Genomic DNA, 17,605 nt, shown 5'->3' with positions numbered 1-17,605 from the left:
ATCAGCAGTCCTTTCCCGCACGGGGCACGCAGAGATCGGGTCCAGGTGCTCCGGCTGGTTCCCCTGTTCCGCTCAGCGCGGCGATCTTGACGATGAAGTCGTTGATCGCGGCAATGACCGTGTCGAGCCGCTCGGGTGCGTCGGCGACCTTGGCCAGCAGTTGCTCGAGGTCGGTGATGGCGGGCTCGAGCGAATCCCCATACGCCATGATCGGCCGGTGGGTGACTTCGATGAGTCGACGAAGCAGCTGGAAGGCGCGGATGACCTCGGTCTTGGCCTGACCGAGTTTCGCGGAGATGATGCCGAGCTCGCGCACGAACCCGGCGAGGACCTCGCGGTCGGTCGCGATAGCCGCGACGTACTCGTCGGAAACCCGGACGGCGCGGTCGAGCCGATCGGATTGAGCCGTGATGGTTGTAGTGAGACCGGTGAGGCTGTCGAGGATGCCGCGAGGGGCGTCGGGCTGATTCGCCAGTGCCGCGTCGAGTTCGGCGACCGTCTCACGCAATGTCGATCCGTCGATACCGTCCAGCCGTGGGGCGCTCTGTTCGAATACATCGGCCAGCTCGTACGGGGTCCGGGTGCGCTCACGTGGAATCGGCTGGGCGCCGAGCGGTCGCGCACCGGCTGGCGTGAGCGCCAGATAGTGGCCGCCGACGGGGGTCAGCAGCCGCACCTCGGCGGTCGAGTGATCGCCGACAGGCTGGTCGGTGTGGACCGTGAACCCGACCCGGACATGGTCGTCGGCAAGTTCTACGGTACGAACTCGACCGACGGGGACGCCGGCGATCCGCACCTCGTCGCCGGCCTGCAGGCCACCGGAGTCACGGAATTCGGCGACGTGCCCGTGCTCGGTGCCGGGAATCAGCTGGACCAGGCCGACGACCGCGATGATGATCGCGCCAATCGCGAGACCCGCCAAGCCCCAGCGGAATTCGCGGCGTCCCTCGGAATGATCGGTGCGGATTCTGTGCGGGATGAGTCTCATTTGCACACCACCAGATGTTGATTGCCGAGGATGGCGCTTCCGATGCCGGGGGGCTCGACGGGCTGCGTCGAGCAGGTGAAGGCGGGCGATGGACCATTTGCCGGGTAGTTCGCGTTCAGGCCCCCGAGCAATTCCGGCATCAGGGAGAGGATCTCCACAAGTTGGTCGGTGCGCGGCACAAGTCGCCGCAGCAGCTGGTGCAGTGGTGCATGGGTGTCATCGAAGAGGGATTCGAGTTCGGCGAGGATGCCGACGTCGGGCTCGAGCCCGTAGCCGGCGGCTCGCAAAGAGTTCACCAATTCGTCCGCGCGATGGCTGAACACTCCGATGATCCCCGCGACCTGCTTGATGAGCGCGCCGACCTGCTCGGATTTGCCGCCGATCTCCGCCGCGATCTCGCCGAGGTTGCGGATCAGCACCACGAGGACCGCATCCCGGTTCTTCGCATACCGCAGCAGGCCGTCGAGATCAGCCAGTACCGGGCCGATTCCGGCACCGTCGCCTTGAAGGACCCGAACCAAGTTCTCCCCCAAGCGGTTCAGCTGCCCGGTATCGAGTGCGGTGAACAAGGGTTTGAACCCATTGAACAACCGGGACACATCGAAGCTCGGCTCGGTACGGTCACGTGGGATCGTCGCACCGGGCGACAGACGGGTACCAGCGGGCCGGGCGTCGAACAGCTCCACATAGCGCTGACCGAGCAGAGTCTGGTACCGCACCGCGGCGTGGGTCGTGTCCAGGACGGGCCGGTCACCACCCACGGTGAACCGCACCCGAGCAGCCGCGTCCTCGGTCAACTCGATGGTCGTGACCGTGCCGACCTGGACCCCCGCCATCCGAACGCTGTCTCCGGTGACCAATCCGGACACGTCGGTGAAAATCGCGTCGTATTCGGTGGCCACGCCAGTTGCCGGCCCGCGCAGGGTGGACAGGATCAGGCTCAGGCAGCCGATCACCAGAAGCAGGAAGATCGACAGCTTGATCGCGGGACCACGCACCGCCGTCACCGAACACCTCCAGGACCGGTGTCGGTGACGGAGCGGGCGATGTGCGGCATCGTGTCGGCGATGATCTCGAGTTGCCATTGCACTTTTCCATCCACGACCGGGAACGCGGCACCGATGCGGTCGAGAAGATCCGGCAGGCGCTGATAGGCCGGGGCGATCGAGCCGTAGGACATGCCGAGCGGCAGGCCGAGATCGAGTACCACAGCGAGAATTTCGGCGAAATGATCGCGGTTGTCGCCGACCAGCCGTGCGTATCCGGGCAGGAAATCCTGGCTCAGTCCGGCGATCGCCTTGCGAGTCCGTGCGCGGTTGGTTTCGTCGCCGAAGTACTCGCTCTGGTCCAGCAACGCGATCAGCGCGTCCACCATCTGTGGTTCCAGGACCGCCAATCCATCGGACAGGTCACCTGTGATGTGCAGGTAGTGGGTCGTACTCCCGCGACGATCCTGCTCCAATGCCCGAGCGATGCCGGTGATCGCCTCAACGGTCGGACCGAACAGCCCCGGGTTCTCGGTCGCGACGTCGAGCAGGTTCCGCAGCCGGGGTGAGTCGAGCACCTCCGTGAGCCGGCCGGTGCGCTGGAGGACACCGGTCGCTGTGGCGCCCATGGCGCCGGTGGCGAGTGGTACGACCGCGTGCTCCCGGACCTGCGGCCCGTCACCGAGATTCACCAATTCGATCGCGGGGGTGCCGAACACATTGGCGACAGTGAAGCGCGCGGCGACGCGATCGGTCAGCGCCGGAGCCTGATCCCGATCGATGCTGATCTCGACGCGGCGGGTGTCGCCCGCCGTCTGCACCCGGCGTACGGTACCGATCGCGGCTCCTTGGAACTTCACGTCCGCACCGGCCAGCAGACCGTCGACGAGCGAGTCGGCCTCGATCGTCAGCGAGACGTCATCGTGGAACCGGCCCTGCAGGTGAGCGGCGGTCAGCGCGGTCACCAGCAGCCCGATCGCCACTACGGCGAGCCCACGCACCCGCAGCGCCAGGGTGCTCGGTACACGGCTACCACTTCGTCCTTGCCACATGGCTACCCCGAGATCCTGATTCCCGTGCTCGTGCCCCAGAACACCGCGGTCATCACCATGTCGAGGACCACGATGAGAATGAGGCTGGCCCGGATCGCCTGCCCACACGCACGACCGACCCCTTCGGGCCCGCCGGTGGCATGAAAACCCTGATAGCAGTGCACCACGATGACAGCCGCCACCAGAACGATGGCCTTGATCAGTGAATACAGCACGTCCGCGGGCCGAAGGAAGGACTCGAAGTAGTGGAAGTAAGTGCCCGCGGACTGTCCGTGCAGCACGTTCACCACCACCGCGCAGGACAGGTAGACCACGATCAGCGTCGTCAGGTAGAGCGGAATGATCGTGGTGGTCCCCGCGATCACGCGCGTGGTCACCACGAACGGGATGGGCCGTACGGCTTGGGCTTCCAAGGCGTCGATCTCCTCCGAGATCCGCATCGCGCCGATCTCGGCGGTCATCCGGCAGCCGGCCTGCGCGGCGAATCCGATCGCCACCATCATCGGCCCCAACTCCCGCGTATTCGCATACGCGGAGACAAACCCGGTCAGCGGGCCCATACCGACCATATCGAGCGCGCTCAGCCCTTCCATGCCGACCGATCCGCCGACCGCGATGCCGAGGAATACCAGTACCGCCGCGGTGCCGCCGCCGACGACCAGTCCGCCACTGCCCCATACGATGTCGGTGAGCACGACCATCGTCTGCCTGCGGTAGGCGCGCACGGTGTGCGGCACGGCAGCGAGCACCTGCATCCCGAAACTCAGCTGATGTCCGAGCCGCTCGAGTGCCGTGCCGACGACCGATCCGACGCGGCCGGTGGCAAGGTTCAACGGCGATGCCGTCATCCGAGCACCCGCGAGCCGAACATCGACAGCAGTTGCGTGATGATCAGGTTCAGGCCGAACGTCGCGACCACGCCGAGTACTACAGCCGCGTTCACCGAGTCGGCGACGCCTTTGGGGCCCGCGGTGGCCTCGAGCCCACGCTGGCAGGACAGCACCACGACGACGATCCCGAACAGCGCAGACTTCGCCAGCGCGGCAACAAGATCCGAGACCGTGACGAAAGACGCGAAGGACGAGAGGTAGCCGCCGGGTGCGCCGTGTTGCAGTCCGACGTTGATCAGGTAGCCGGTCGACAGGCCCATGAAGATGACCACCACGCACAGCAGCGGAGCTATCACTGTCATCGCGGCCAGGCGTGGCGCGACGATTCGGCGGACCGGATCGATGCCCATGACCCGCATGGCATCCATTTCCTCTCTGATGGTCCGCGCACCGAGGTCGGCGGCGATCGCCGCGCCGGCGGCCCCGCCGAGCAGCAGCGCCGCTACCAAAGGGGCACCTTGTCGAACGACTCCCACCCCGGCGGCGGCCCCTGCGAGCGAAGTGGCACCGACCTGTTGGGTCAGGTTTCCGACCTGTACGGAGACGATCACCCCGAATGGAATCGACACGAACACTGCGGGAACCGCCGTCACGCTCACGATGAACCAGCCCTGCGCCAAGGCTTCCCGCCAGGCGAACCGCCCACGAAACACGTCGGCGGCCAGCCAGCCGAGCGCGGACCAGGCCAGTATCGACGCGCGACCGAAGGTGCGTACGGCTGGGGCTACCGCGGCCGTACCTTGTTCACGCACTACCGAACCTTATCAATAACGATTACCGATACCAATTGCTAACCGATGGCCAGAAGCCCGCGGGCTTCGAGCCGGCGCAGCTTTCCTGAGGGTGTCTTCGGGATGCGCCCCACCGGGACGACCACCACCCGGCGCGGGCTCACGCCGAGCGCCGCCTGGACACGGTGTGCGACATCACGGGAAATGCGTGCGCATCCGTCGATGTCGGCACTGGCCGCGGATTCCACGATGACCGCGAATCCCTCGCCCCTCGCACCGGTTTCCGCGGGCACGGCGACGGCGTTGCCGGCACGGACACCGTCGACCTCGGCAGCGGCGCGTTCGATGTCGACCGGGTAGATGTTGCGTCCAGAGATGATCAGCATGTCCTTCTTGCGTCCGCACACCACGAGTTGGCCGTCCTCGGTCAGGTAACCGAGGTCACCGGTGGCTAGCCATCCGGAATCGTCGACGGCCTCGAGGAATCCCGCGTCGGTCCGATACCGGGTGGCGATGCTGTCACCGCGCAGCTCGAACTCGCCGATCTGCCTGGTGTCGGCGAGGGCGCCGGATTCGGTGCGCACCCGCGCCTCGATGCCGGGCAGCGGGTGCCCGAGGCCGATATACCTTCGGGCGTCGTCTGCGGTGGAAACCGTTGCCCGGCCGTCTGTTTGCATCGCCTCCGGGTCGACGTGATCGACGCTGAATCTGTCGCCCGGCCGGGTGAACGACACCGCGAGGGTCGCCTCGGCCATGCCGTAGGCGGGCACGATTGCCTCGCGTCGCAGTCCGAAGCGAGCACCGGCGTCCAGAAATCGTTGCACTACAGCGTTATCGATAGGTTCGGCACCGTTGAGCACGAACCGTAGCGACGACAGGTCGAAGTCCCCGTCACCGGCGCGGGCCAGGGTGCGGGCAAGAAGTCCATAGGCGAAGTTCGGTGCCGCCGACATCGAGCCCCGGTACCTGGTCACGAGCTCGGCCCAGATCAACGGAGAGGCAAGAAAATCGGACGGCGTGATGGCGACGAGTTCGACGCCGAGGAACATCGGCGCGACCAGGAAACCCATCATGCCCATGTCGTGGAACAGTGGCAGCCAGCTGACCATCACGTCCTGGTCATTGATGAGTGACGCGATCTCCATGGCGCGGATATTGGCGTACATATTCGCGTAGGTGATGGCCACCGCTTTCGGACTTCCGGTCGAGCCCGACGTGAGCTGCAGAAATGCCAGATCGGTTTCCTGGGTGTCCACCGGTTCCACGTCGGGACCGGCAAGCAGATCGACGACCGCGATACAGCGCAGCCGCTCCCCGCCGAACTCGGCGACGGCCGCACCGAAGGGATCGCCGACCACCAGGACCGCGGCATCGACCACCGCGATAGCGCGCCGCGTATCGGCGGCCCAGGCCGCTAGGTCGGTGCGCGGCGTCGGCTGGTGCAGCATCGTCACCGCCGCACCGGCCAGCCAAATGCCCTGCACCAGGATCGCGATATCGCCCGGGGCACCGGCGAGTACGGCGACCGCGTCCCCGCGGCGCACGCCCGCTTCCCGCAGACCACCGGCGATGCGCCGGGCACGCCGGTGCACGTCGCGCCATTCCGTTCTGGTGAGGTCGGCTGGGTCGCCGCTGAGCAGACCGCGATCGCTTCGGTCGGCGCTGTGCAGCAACGCTGTGATGAACCTGTTCACAACAGTGCCGGCCCTTTGTGATCGAGTGGCATGTGTACCCGTGTCATCCGACCGTGGCAGCGAGCTTGTTCGCGACGAGCCGCTGCAGATCACCGAGTGTGCGGCAGGAGAAGACGTCGTCCTTCGCCAGCGAAACCCCGAGCCGATCACGGATTTCGACGACACCGGTCGCGAATGACAGCGAATCGAAGCCGAGGTCCGCGACCAGGTCCGCATCAGGGTGCATCTCTTCGGGCGTGACATCCAGATCCTCGATCAGGATGTCGCGCAGCACCTGTTCCAACGAGTCGGTCATGGGTGTCTTTTCCTTTCGGTCATGAATACCGTGCCGGTTCAGGCGCCGATGCGGCGCAAGACGAGTCGTCGTAGCAGGAGCTGTAGGACGACGAAAACACCTGCCGCGACAGCTACCCCTGCTCCGAGCCGGACCGGTTCGAAATCTCCGTACATCAGCGTGGCCGCGGCCTCGACGACGTGGGAGAACGGGTTGAGCATGATGGCCACCTCCAGCCACCGCGGCAGGAAGTCGGTGGGCATGAGTGCCTGGCTCACGAACAGCACCGGCAATGCCAGCGGCAGCAGCGCGATCGGCGCCTGCGGGTTCAGCGTGCGCACCGCGGCCAGGTAGAACAGTGAGCTGTAGGCCGCCGACCACAGGCACATGAGGATCAACAGTGCGGCCGCCGTGACGATCCCGGCCCGCAATGGCGCGCCGAGTGCCGCGAGCAGCCCGATGACGATTCCGCCGGCCGGCAGGATGCGCGCCGCCTCGAAGCCGATCTTCGCCAGCACGATCTGCGCGGACGAAATACCTTGCAGTCGAAGTCTGTCGACGAACCCGGACTGGATCTCCTCGATCAGCGTGCTCGCGCCGAACCCGGAGCCGATCATGGGGATGAGCATGATGATGCCCGGCGCGATGTACGCGGTGTAGGAGGCCAGCGGGAACCCGGGCAGATCGGCCACGCGTTGGAACATCGCCCGCACGAAGACCACCAGGACGACCGGGAACACGATGGGGAAGATGAACCCGAACACCGGCTGGCGCAGGCCGACGACGAAGTAGCGGGCGAACAGCATCAGCGTCGTGACCGGTGGCGCCGGCGGACGGTGGGCCCGTGCCGGAGCAGTAGTGGTTGTCGTGCTCATCGGGTGGCCTCCAAGAAGGCGTCGCGCAGCGAAGTGCTCTCGACGCGAACCTCCGCAGCGCTCAGATCGTTTCGGCCGAGTACATCGGTCAACCGGCCGAGGTGGGCGGCATTCGCGGTGGGTAGCTCGATCGTCAGCGCTCGGGCGCCGTCGGCCGAATCGGCGACGGTGAAACCGGCGGCCCGTAGCTCGTCGGCGACGTTCGGCGCTATCTCGCGGTCCGCCGTGACGACGGCGCGAGCGCCGTGCGCGCGGGTGAGATCATCAGCGGGCCCGGAAGCGACCAAGGCCCCGGCCTTGATGATGCCGACCTGGTCCGCGAGCGCGACGGCCTCCTCCATGTCATGAGTGGTGAGCACCACGGTCCGTCCCTCACTGCGCAGCTGTGCGATCACCCGCCACACTTCGTCCTTGCCTTCGATATCCAGGCCGCTCGACGGTTCATCGAGGAACAGCAACAACGGATCGTGCGAGACCGCGAGCGCCACATCGACCCGGCGGCGCATACCTCCCGACAGCGACCCGATCCGCCGATTCTGGAAATCGCCGAGGCCGAATTGCTCCACCAACGCCGCGACCCGGGGACGACGCTCGGCTCGTGGCCAACCGGCCATAGCGAGCCCGAGGTCCAGCTGCTCCCGTGCGTTCAGCCAGGGATCCAGTGCCACCTCCTGTAGGGCGACCCCGATCAGCGGGCGCAGCCTGCGCACCTCGTGCAGTGGAATCCCGAGCACCTCGGCGGTGCCCGACGACGGCGACAGCAGGGTGGTGAGCATGCGGATCGTCGTGGTCTTGCCCGCGCCGTTGCGGCCGAGCAGGCAATAGACGACGCCCGGCGGTATGGACAGGTCGAGCCGGTCGACGGCATCGACGGCCGCACCCGGATAGGTTTTCGTCAGCCCCGTGGTAGTGATGGCTGCGGCGCCGACGTCGGTCGGTACCGTTTGTATCGCCGTCATCGGGTCCCCTGGTTCTGGCCGACCGTGCGGACGATGTTCTGCTGGAATCGCACGCCGCTGGCCTCGAGTGTGGTCTCCAGTTCCGTGCGCGCCGCGATCCCGATCCCGTCGACCGTGTCGGCGGTCTGCCGAAGGGTGCCCGCAACCGGGCCGTCGAAGGCGATATCGGTCCGGATCGTATGCAGTTGCACCGCTTTTCCGTTCCACTGCCCATCCCGGCTGCCGGTCACGGTGCTGGTGCCGGTGAGAGTTGTGCCGCCGGAGCAGTGGCCCGATACGGGCTGTGGGCCTGCGGTGGGATCGAGTCTCAGACCGCCGAGGATGGTGCATTGCAGCGTGATGCGGGTGTCGAGCGGGTTCGTCACCGCCAGCCCGGTCACGTATCGGCCGGTGCTGGTGGCGGATACCGTCATCACCTCGTAGGGGAACTGCTGCTGGTGCCCGAAGTGGCTGAGTACGGTTTCTCCCGGGATGGCGCCCGGGCCGACGGTCAGCACGCCCGGGCCTGCGACGTCGGTGGTCACGTCGAGATAGGCCACCGAGCCGGAAACCTCTTCCGCGAAGACCCCGGATCCGGCCGCGGCAGTGATCGGCGTGCCCTCCGGCGCCGTACCGCGTTCGAGCATCGCGAACCGTTCGGCTGCGGGCTTGCCCGCGTCGGCGTTGACCGCGCCACACGCTGAGACCGCGACAGCTATCGGCACCATGACGCCGAGCATCGCCCGGGTCCTACGCTGTGCCGTCACGGCTGCCCGCTCGCGGTCGGCTGCGTGGCCGATTGTCCTCCGAGATGTGCTTGCAACCGGCGGTGCCGGTGCCGGAACAGGAAGGCGAGCGTGGCCCGCAGAACGCGGCCCCAGCCCGGGATCAGGCCCATCGGGGCACGGGGCACGAACGAGACGGCGTCGGTCACTTCGGTGCGGTCGCCCACTGCGCGCAGGGTCCGTTCGTGCACCCACACGCTCATCGACATCATGGTCGACTGTTCACGGAAACGGGTTCCCGCGTCGATCTCGGCGACGGTGATGTTGTCGAAGTCGATCGGGAACAGCCCGAACAGCAGAAAGAAACTGCGCCCCAGGTTGGTTCCCGGGTCGATGTCAGCGATGGTTCGGCCGCGAAACGGCTGCGGAACCGTCATCTTCAGATAGGGCCGCAACTCGGCATTGATGCCCTCCGGCGAGGTGACCGTGGCCCACACCCGCTCGATCGGCGCGTCCACCGTGCTGACCATGTCGATGCGGCGGGTTTTCCGTGCGAATGTCATTCTGTCACTTTCATTTTCGATAGGAAGTCGCTGGTGTCGATCGCGTGCAGGTCGATCACGGCGGGAATGCTGTCGGCACCGACATAGTCGGGCAGCAACTGGCCGATCCGGCTGATCGCCGCACCGAACAGAAGCCGGTACCACTCGAACAACGGCACGACGAGCGCCACGGTCACATAGCGGACGCCTTCCTCGGCGAGGCAGCTGGCGAACCGGGCCCACACCTCGTCGATGACACCGGCGCGCCGGTGGGTACGCCGTACCGCCTGGGTGGCCAGTTCGGCGACGGTGTCGGGTCGGATCTGCTCGAAACGCCGCGACCACTCGGGAAGCAGGAGATTCTCGTACCCTCCGGCCGGATGGGGAAAGGCTCGGGTGTCACTGATCGTGCTGAAGCTGTCCAAACCCAGCCGGGAATCCCAGCGCAGGGCGCGCAGTACCGCGACAGGGTCGCCGGTGGATTCCGCGCCGAAGCCGACATAGAACTCCGAGGATTGTTCCCAGCGGCGATACTGCAGCATCTCCCCCGCCTCGTCATCGGCAGCGGTGGTGTAGGTATTTTCGCGGCCGAATACCTCGTACTCCCAGCGCTTCGCATCGGCGAAGCCGGAATCGGTATGCCGGATCCGTTCGATGCGCAACTGCGGTTCAGGCACGGACGACCACCTCTTCACACATCCGGTCGGCGAGCAGTTGCCCGCATTCGGCGATGTCGATGACCAGGTCGCGGGCAATGTCCACGGTGCACACCGGGTTGACGAAGGTGAGCTTGACGGCTACGTCGCCGTCGACTCGTGTGCGACCGACCAGAGCCTGTCCGGACATCGCCATCTCGTGGCGGATGGCGTCGTTGACCTGATCGAGCTGACCGGATGTCAGGCTCGGATGCGTCCAGCGCAGCACCACCGTGTTGGTTCCGCCCGCGCCGATCACCTCGAGGTGGTCCTGCGCCGCTGCCGTCGTGTGTGCCGCCGCGGCCGCCGCCACCGTGCTGTCGATCATGTCCGCCATGGTCGTAGCACCCACAGCGCGCAGTGTGACAAGGATCTTCAGCGCATCGAAACGGCGGGTGGTCTGCAGCGATTTCCCGACGAGATTGAGGGTCTCGTCCGGGTCGTCGTCGGACGGGTTCAGGTAGTCGGCGTGACTGGACATGACATTCAGCGCCTCCCGGTTCCGCACGAACAGCGCACCGCAGCTGATCGCCTGAAACAGCAGCTTGTGGAAATCGATCGCCACCGAGTCGGCGCCGCCGATACCGTCGACGAGATGACGGTGCCGGTCGCTGAGCAGCAGGCAGCCCGCGGCACACGCGTCCACGTGCACCCAGATACCGCGGTCATGGGCGATCTCGCACACCCGTGTAAGCGGATCGATCACACCGAAATCGGTGGTGCCCGCGTTCGCGACCACCGCGATCACCTGCTGGCCGGCGTGCTCGCAGCCCTCGATAGCCGCGGTCAGCGCACGCGGATCGAGTCTGCCGGCACGGTCGGTGTCGACCGGGATGATCGAGCGGGCGCCCAGACCGAGCAGGCTCGCGGCCTGCGTCACAGTGAAATGCGTTTGCGCCGTGCACAATACACGCCATGTGGTGGCGCTGCCTGGAAGCCCGCGCTGGCTGATGTCCCAGCCGAACCGCTCCCGCGCGTAGTTGTCCCTGGCCAGCAGCAGGCCCTGAAGATTCGACTGGGTGCCACCGCTGGTGAACACACCGTCCCCGCCGACGCCGTAGCCGAGCACCTCGCACATCCACTCGATGATGTGCTCCTCGACAGCGCTGGCGGCGGGGCCTTGGTCGAAGGAATCCATGGACTGGTTGAGAGCACTGAGCATCACCTCGGCGGCCAGTGACGAGATGGCCGGTGGGCAATGCAGATGCGCGACATACCGGGGATTCGACACCGCCGTCGACAGCGGCACCACGTGCTGGGCGATCTCATCGAGCGCGGCCGCCAGCCCGACACCATCAGGCGGGGCCACCGGCAGGCTCCGGATCCGTTGCCGCAGCGCACCCGAGCCGGTCACCACGCCCGGTGCGGGTGAGTCGCGGAAGGCGTCTGCGATGTGCCCGGCAGCCGCGGCGACAGCGTCCACGTAGTGGTCGACACTTGTCGCGGTCAGGAATTCGGTAGCGAACGGCGACGTGGGGCGGGGGTCGATCATGCGGTCTCCGTCGGCTGCAGTCGGTCCGAGTCGCGCACGCGCGAGACTCGGTGCACGACGTCGTCGAAGATCTCCAGCACAGTGGCGATCTCGGCGGCATCGATGATCAGCGGTGGCAAGAACCGGACCACGTTGCCGTAGCGCCCGCCGGTCTCGACTATCAGCCCGGCCCGCAGGCACTCCCGCTGGATGTGCGCGGCCAATCGGGTGCTCGGCGGCGCGACACCACGGTGATCGGACGGCGCGTCGGGATCTATGATCTCGACCCCGGCCATCAGGCCGGCCGTGCGTACGTCTCCGATCAGGCCGGATCGCTGCTCGATCGCGCGCAGCCCGGAGCAGAGCAGCTCCCCCATCGCGCTGACGTGGTCGGCCAGTCCGGAGGCCGCCGCGTAGCGCAGCACGGCACTGGCGGCCGCGAACGCCATGGCGTTGCCGCGGAACGTTCCGGTGAATGTGCCCGGATCCCAGACATCGAACTGGCGGCGGATGACGAGGACCGCGATGGGGATTCCGGAACCGAGGCCCTTGGACATGGCGATCATGTCGGGTTCGATATCACTGTGTTCGAAGGCCCAGGCGCGCCCGGTCCGGTAGACACCGGCCTGGACCTCGTCGGCGATCAACGGCACCCCGGTGCGGGTGGCCGCGTGTCGCAGTGCTTGCGCCCACCGCCGCGGCGCGGGGACCACCCCACCCTCACCGAGCACGAACTCCGCCAGTACCGAGGCGGGAGCGACCAGGCCGCTGTGCGGGTTGTCGAAGGTGTCCGCGACGGCGTCGACGGCGCGCTGCACACCCTCCTCGCCGCCGACCCCGAACGGGCACCGATAGTCTTGCGGATACGGCAGGAATCGCACCGCGGATGATAGCGCGACCTGCCTCGTGCGCAGCCCACCACCGGAACTCACCGACCTCGCCGCCCTGCTGCAGCCGTGAAAACCACCCTGCACCGCGACGTGCTCGCTACCGCCCGTCGCGATCTCGGCGACCGTCAACGCGGCCTCGATCGCATTGGCGCCGCTGGGCGAGCACAGGTGCACGACGCAGTCGTCGGCCAGTCCCCTGGGCAGGGTGGCGAGCAGGTCCTCGACGAACGCGTCCCTGGTCGGCGTGTGAAAGTCCAGTGACAGCAAGGGTTCGCCGGAATCCAGTGTGCTCCGCACGGCCTCGGTCACGACCGGATGATTCCAACCCAGTGACATGGCGCCTGCCCCGGCCAGGCAGTCGAGATACCACCGGCCGTCGACATCGCGCACCCGGACGCCATGCGCCTGCACGGGCGTGATCGGCAGGCGCCGGGAATAGGTGGCTGCGCGGGACTCGTGATAGCGGGTGATCGGCGCTCGCGTCTGCGTCACCGCGCACCTCCGTTCAATTGCAGAGCGGGCCGGGACAGTAACCGCCGCAAGGTCGTCCACCACGATCGGTCGGCGGTGTGCCAGTAACCGCCGCCCGCGGGGATCGCCGCCGCCAACCTGCGTCGCGCCTCGGGTAGCGCGTGATACGGCAACCATGGGAAGAAGTGGTGGACGGCGTGATACCGCAGCCCCACCGGCGCCCATAGCTCGGACAGCAGCGGGTGCGACGTATGGTCGACGGAATCGAGGATCTGATCCGGGAACGACATCGGCTGGTTCCCGCTCTCGTAACGGTGCGACACCAGCACCCGCCACCAGTTCACGAACAACAACACCGTGATCACCGCGTACGCCTCGGCGAAACGAACGACGGGAATCACTCCGGTGAGCAGGAGACCCGCGATCAGCACGCCATAGACGAAGCAGGCCGCCTCCTGGACGATCCACCGGCGCGGGATCGGACCATCGGGCAGCTTCCGCACGAACTCCGCGTCGATGGCCAGTGCCGACGCCCGAGTCAGCACGAACTCGCGCAGTGGCCGGATCAGCCAGCTCAACGGAGCGAGGACGACGAACCGGATGATGAAGACCGGTAGCCCGAGAAACGCGGTGAACGGGGTGAGCAGTACCCGCCAGCGAGGTTGTTCGGCGTAATCGACATACTCGCCGTCCGATTCGGTGCCGTAAGTGCGCGACGCGTGGTGTTCCTGATGGAACTCGTAGATGAACTTCGGCGACAGCAGCGGAATCCCGACCAGCACATGCCAGACGAGCGAGAACGACCGCAGATGCTCGGCGGCATGCACGAGTTCGTGCACGAACAGCACCGCGCGATAGAGCGCCAACGCCGAAACGAGCACGCAAACGGCCGCGGTCGGCGACCATGGATTCCGCGCCGGAAACAGCACGAACGCCGTGGCGCCAATGGTGACCGAGGCCAGCAGATCGGCCCAGTAAACCCAGAGTTTCGGCGTTTTCAGGTCGACCATCATTCGGCGCGCCTCGGACATCGAAATACCGAGTGCCGCTTCCGATCCCGCGGTGATATGCGTTGTCACCGCACACCTCTGGCCGGTGTGGGACCGATCAGATCACCGAACATCGCGTCGAGCGGCGTCTGGGTCATGCCCAGCTCGGATACCGCCCGCCCTTGGTCGTAGTACAACTGCCTGGTCAGCAACTCCACGTTCTCGGGCACCAGCAGTGACGACCGCATCGGATCGCGAGACAGCCGGGCGAAACCGGCGTTGAACCGCGCGACCGGCCGCAACGCTCGACTGGGTAGCGTGCGCACCGAGCCAGGTCTCCCGACCGCGGTCAGCAGCCGGTCACCGATCTCACGGTAGGTCAGATTCGCGGTATTCAGGATGTACCGTCGACCGGCTTGCCCCTGCCGCATAGCCTTTCGCGTGCCGTCCACGAAATCGCGCACGGCGCAGACCGCAGTTCCGCCGACCGGCATCGCCCGCAGCAGCCCACGCCGAGCGGCGCCCACCATCCGGGACCACGCCCAGCGCGGATCGCCACCCGGGGCGAACACAGCCGAGGGATTGACGACGACCGTATCGAGACCGTCAGCGGCAGAAAGATCGAGCACTAGCCGCTCGGCGGACCGCTTGGTGGTCGCATAGGCGTTGTCGGTCACCGAGTCACGCACATCGAACGTCTCGTCGGCAACTACGCCGTCGGGCGGGTACCCGATGGCGGCGATGGACGATACATGGACCAGCCGCTGTACGCCGGCGTCGACGGCGGCGCGGGCGATGTTGTAGGAGCCGAGCGTATTCACCTGCCACATCCGGTCGGCCATGCTGTCCAGCGGCACCACCACCCCGGCCAGGTGATAGACCCGGCCGACGCCCTTCATCGCCGCGGCGAGGCTGCCGGGATCGGTGACGTCGCCGTAGCGAATCTCGAGCCGCGGCGCCGACATGACCGCGCCGCCGGGTTCGACGAGCGCGGCGACCGTCTCACCGTCGTCGAGGAGAGCTCGCGTGAGGGCGGCCCCCAAGCATCCGGTCGCCCCCGTCACCAGTGTCACTTCGTTCATTCGATCGCTCTCTCGTACACGCGATACCGACGTGATGGCGGTGATTTCATCTGCGCCACCAGCGCTTTCGACCAGTGGTTGTGCTCATGGATCCAGGTTGTGGTGACCTGGCGGTAACGCCCCGACAGCACCGCCTTCGCGATCTCACCGGCGACGACCCGGCCGGCTCCCAAGCCCATCTGTTCTCGCGCGACGCCGATCATCACGACGACCGCGGTGTCGACACCGCGAATCCGGTTGTCGTTCTTGCACAGCAGCCGTGCCAGCAATGGCAGGGTAAGCCGGCCCGACCGCGGCACCACCTCGTTGAGATCCGGGACCAGCATCGAGAACCCGCATGCCGTTCCGTCGATCTCCACGATGCGGATCAGCTCCGGATCCAGTACCGGCTTCAAATCCGCGGCGATCCGGCCGAACACCGGCGCACTGATCGGCACGTGCTCGGGATGATCGTGAAAGGAATCGTTGTAGATCCGCCGCAGCAGCTCGAGTTCCTCGTCGTAGCGCCGCATATCCGGAATTCGGACCCGGATGCGCCCCGACGCCAGCACCTTCTCGGCCCGCGCGACGAGCCTCTCCGCACGCTCGGCGTCCGTCTCGCGCGACCAGCGGTAGGTCGTGGTGTCGAACCGCCGACGGAAGCCGCACTCTTCCAGCAGCGTGGCGTAGTAGGGCGGATTGTGCGGCTGCATCACTGTCGGCGAGTGATCGAAACCATCGACCAGCAGCCCCATTTCGTGCCGTGGTGAGTAACTGTAGGGGCCGGTCAACACGGACGCACCCCGGTCGCCCGCCCAGCGCCGCGCGGTCGTCAGCAGTGCGTCGGCAACCCCGACGTCATCGACGCTGTCGAAGAACCCGAAGAAGCCGTAATCGCCGTAGCGGTGCACATATTCGTGATCGATCGTCACCGCCACCCGGCCAACCGGCTCATTCCCGCCTCGATAGGCAACGAAGTGTGCGATATCGGCCTCGGTATGGAACGGATTCGATGCGGCACGCATCCCGTCGGCCACGCCCCGGCGCAGCGGTGGCCGCCACACCGGATCCGCGGCGTGGACCAGCCAGGGTAGATTCACGAAATCTCGCCTGCCGCGGCGGGTATCCGCGGCGCGGACCACCAAGCCAGAAATCCGGTTCCGAACAATCTCGACGTTGTCGATGGTCATTGCTTGGGCTGCACGATTCCGAGATCGTAGGCCAGCTCAGGATTGCCCTTGCTCTTCCACAGCGCACCGTCCATGTAGAAGTGATGGAAGACGAAGGTCAGCGGAATGACACCGAGCAGAATCGTATCCAGCTGGCCGGTGACAATGCCCACCGCCGCGAAACCCAGTACATAGAGCGGCAGCGCACGGCGGCTGGACAACCTGGCCAGCAGCAGCTTCCGCTCCTTCGGATCCGCGGACAGCTGGAAACGCGTGTTGTTCCGAGTCCAGTTGATCAGGTGATATTGCAGGCTGTGTGTGGTCGTCGCGATCAGGATGAGCGCGAACAAGTCCGAAACCAGCAGGTATGAGAGGTTGTACGACACTACCGCCAGACCGAACGTCGCCCATGACATCGCGGGCAGCGCCCGCCCGCCCGAACGGTGCAGCAGTACCTGCTCACGCACGAACAACCCGATCAGCACCGCGGCCACGCCAAAGCCTGCGAGGACGAGAGGCAACGGGATGGGCGGCGTCGGCACCCGCAGATCGGAGAACGGCAGACGATGACCGAGCACCACGTACTCGGAGAATCGCAGACCCTCACTCGCCCGATACACCACGGGGGCAAGAGATCCCGCGAACAACGCGTACTTCACCAGCTTGCGACCCGACCGGTAGCCGTTCTTCGACGCGTAGATGTTGATGATGCCAAAGTGCTGTTTGAGCACATGGAACACCTGCCAGTACGCCCACACGGCAACCACAATCGCCGTCCAACCGGTGAACATCAGCGAACCGACCAGGGCGGCAACGACAAACCAGCTGATCAGGTAATGCCGTCCGTAGCGTTCTCGCTCCCGCGGATCCAGCCACACCCGCGCCGATGTCGCCATGACATGCGGATAGTCCGACAGCACCGAGAACCCGACCGCAGCGACCAGGAACGCACCCTTGTGCGCGGTGGTCAGCGACAGCACAACCGACAGCAACGCACCCAAACCCAGCACGAGGAAGACATCGACGCGCGGGCTCACGAACCACCCCGACCGCGCGGGCCTCTCCGCACGCATCCTCGGTTCATCGACGACGGATGACATGTGTTCCTCCCAAACAGAAACGTATGAGCCCGCGCTCCGAGCGCCCGTCCCCCAATACGCGCTG

The 17,605-nt window shown here is 66.4% G+C and carries 18 protein-coding genes; all 18 read right to left on the bottom strand.

Annotation, left to right across the window (positions count from 1 at the left end):
• Position 1: 1 nt before the first annotated feature.
• The gene (locus OH799_RS30880; protein WP_406271430.1) at positions 2 to 988 is read right to left on the bottom strand and encodes an MCE family protein; all 987 of its coding nucleotides are present in this window, start codon (positions 986 to 988) and stop codon (positions 2 to 4) included.
• Positions 985 to 1,995: an MCE family protein gene (locus tag OH799_RS30875; protein WP_406271427.1), complete on the bottom strand. Its 1,011-nt coding sequence runs from the start codon at positions 1,993 to 1,995 to the stop codon at positions 985 to 987. Before OH799_RS30875 ends, OH799_RS30880 begins: the two co-directional genes overlap by 4 nt.
• A complete protein-coding gene (locus tag OH799_RS30870) occupies positions 1,992 to 3,026 on the bottom strand; it encodes an MlaD family protein (RefSeq protein ID WP_406271424.1) in 1,035 nt (344 codons plus the stop codon). The genes OH799_RS30875 and OH799_RS30870 overlap by 4 nt, the downstream gene beginning before the upstream one ends.
• Before the next feature lie 2 nt (positions 3,027 to 3,028).
• Positions 3,029 to 3,874 carry an ABC transporter permease gene (locus OH799_RS30865; RefSeq protein ID WP_406271421.1) on the bottom strand — a complete coding sequence of 282 codons (846 nt, stop codon included), beginning with the start codon at positions 3,872 to 3,874 and terminating at the stop codon, positions 3,029 to 3,031.
• Positions 3,871 to 4,668, bottom strand: a complete 798-nt coding sequence (locus tag OH799_RS30860) for an ABC transporter permease (protein ID WP_357267782.1) — start codon at positions 4,666 to 4,668, stop codon at positions 3,871 to 3,873. Before OH799_RS30860 ends, OH799_RS30865 begins: the two co-directional genes overlap by 4 nt.
• A 38-nt stretch (positions 4,669 to 4,706) precedes the next feature.
• Entirely contained in the window at positions 4,707 to 6,341 is a 1,635-nt protein-coding gene (locus tag OH799_RS30855; protein ID WP_406271417.1) for a fatty acyl-AMP ligase, read from the bottom strand.
• A 43-nt stretch (positions 6,342 to 6,384) separates the two neighbouring features.
• Positions 6,385 to 6,636: a phosphopantetheine-binding protein gene (locus OH799_RS30850; protein ID WP_406271415.1), complete on the bottom strand. Its 252-nt coding sequence runs from the start codon at positions 6,634 to 6,636 to the stop codon at positions 6,385 to 6,387.
• 38 nt (positions 6,637 to 6,674) lie between these two features.
• The gene (locus tag OH799_RS30845) at positions 6,675 to 7,421 is read right to left on the bottom strand and encodes an ABC transporter permease (protein ID WP_357267917.1); all 747 of its coding nucleotides are present in this window, start codon (positions 7,419 to 7,421) and stop codon (positions 6,675 to 6,677) included.
• A 65-nt stretch (positions 7,422 to 7,486) separates the two neighbouring features.
• Entirely contained in the window at positions 7,487 to 8,449 is a 963-nt protein-coding gene (locus tag OH799_RS30840) for an ABC transporter ATP-binding protein (protein ID WP_406271412.1), read from the bottom strand.
• A complete protein-coding gene (locus OH799_RS30835) occupies positions 8,446 to 9,168 on the bottom strand; it encodes a hypothetical protein (protein WP_406271409.1) in 723 nt (240 codons plus the stop codon). The genes OH799_RS30840 and OH799_RS30835 overlap by 4 nt, the downstream gene beginning before the upstream one ends.
• A 23-nt stretch (positions 9,169 to 9,191) precedes the next feature.
• Positions 9,192 to 9,716 carry a hypothetical protein gene (locus OH799_RS30830; RefSeq protein WP_406271406.1) on the bottom strand — a complete coding sequence of 175 codons (525 nt, stop codon included), beginning with the start codon at positions 9,714 to 9,716 and terminating at the stop codon, positions 9,192 to 9,194.
• On the bottom strand, positions 9,713 to 10,372 hold the full coding sequence (locus OH799_RS30825) for a hypothetical protein (RefSeq protein ID WP_406271403.1): 660 nt from the start codon (positions 10,370 to 10,372) through the stop codon (positions 9,713 to 9,715). Before OH799_RS30825 ends, OH799_RS30830 begins: the two co-directional genes overlap by 4 nt.
• On the bottom strand, positions 10,365 to 11,882 hold the full coding sequence (locus tag OH799_RS30820; protein ID WP_406271400.1) for a pyridoxal phosphate-dependent decarboxylase family protein: 1,518 nt from the start codon (positions 11,880 to 11,882) through the stop codon (positions 10,365 to 10,367). Before OH799_RS30820 ends, OH799_RS30825 begins: the two co-directional genes overlap by 8 nt.
• Positions 11,879 to 13,243 carry a diaminobutyrate--2-oxoglutarate transaminase family protein gene (locus tag OH799_RS30815; protein ID WP_406271397.1) on the bottom strand — a complete coding sequence of 455 codons (1,365 nt, stop codon included), beginning with the start codon at positions 13,241 to 13,243 and terminating at the stop codon, positions 11,879 to 11,881. The genes OH799_RS30820 and OH799_RS30815 overlap by 4 nt, the downstream gene beginning before the upstream one ends.
• Entirely contained in the window at positions 13,240 to 14,253 is a 1,014-nt protein-coding gene (locus OH799_RS30810) for a fatty acid desaturase family protein (protein ID WP_406282747.1), read from the bottom strand. Before OH799_RS30810 ends, OH799_RS30815 begins: the two co-directional genes overlap by 4 nt.
• A 44-nt stretch (positions 14,254 to 14,297) precedes the next feature.
• Positions 14,298 to 15,293 (bottom strand): NAD-dependent epimerase/dehydratase family protein, encoded by a 996-nt coding sequence (locus tag OH799_RS30805; protein ID WP_406271395.1) that lies wholly within the window; start codon positions 15,291 to 15,293, stop codon positions 14,298 to 14,300.
• Positions 15,290 to 16,462 carry an N-acetyltransferase gene (locus tag OH799_RS30800; protein ID WP_406271392.1) on the bottom strand — a complete coding sequence of 391 codons (1,173 nt, stop codon included), beginning with the start codon at positions 16,460 to 16,462 and terminating at the stop codon, positions 15,290 to 15,292. Before OH799_RS30800 ends, OH799_RS30805 begins: the two co-directional genes overlap by 4 nt.
• Complete coding sequence (locus OH799_RS30795) at positions 16,459 to 17,541, bottom strand: hypothetical protein (RefSeq protein WP_406271389.1); 1,083 nt, start codon at positions 17,539 to 17,541, stop codon at positions 16,459 to 16,461. The genes OH799_RS30800 and OH799_RS30795 overlap by 4 nt, the downstream gene beginning before the upstream one ends.
• Between the last annotated feature and the right edge of the window lie 64 nt (positions 17,542 to 17,605).

Origin of the sequence: Nocardia sp. NBC_00881, assembly GCF_045207455.1 — a bacterium.
Taxonomy (GTDB): Bacteria; Actinomycetota; Actinomycetes; order Mycobacteriales; family Mycobacteriaceae; genus Nocardia.
This window is presented reverse-complemented; position numbering and strand designations above follow the sequence as displayed.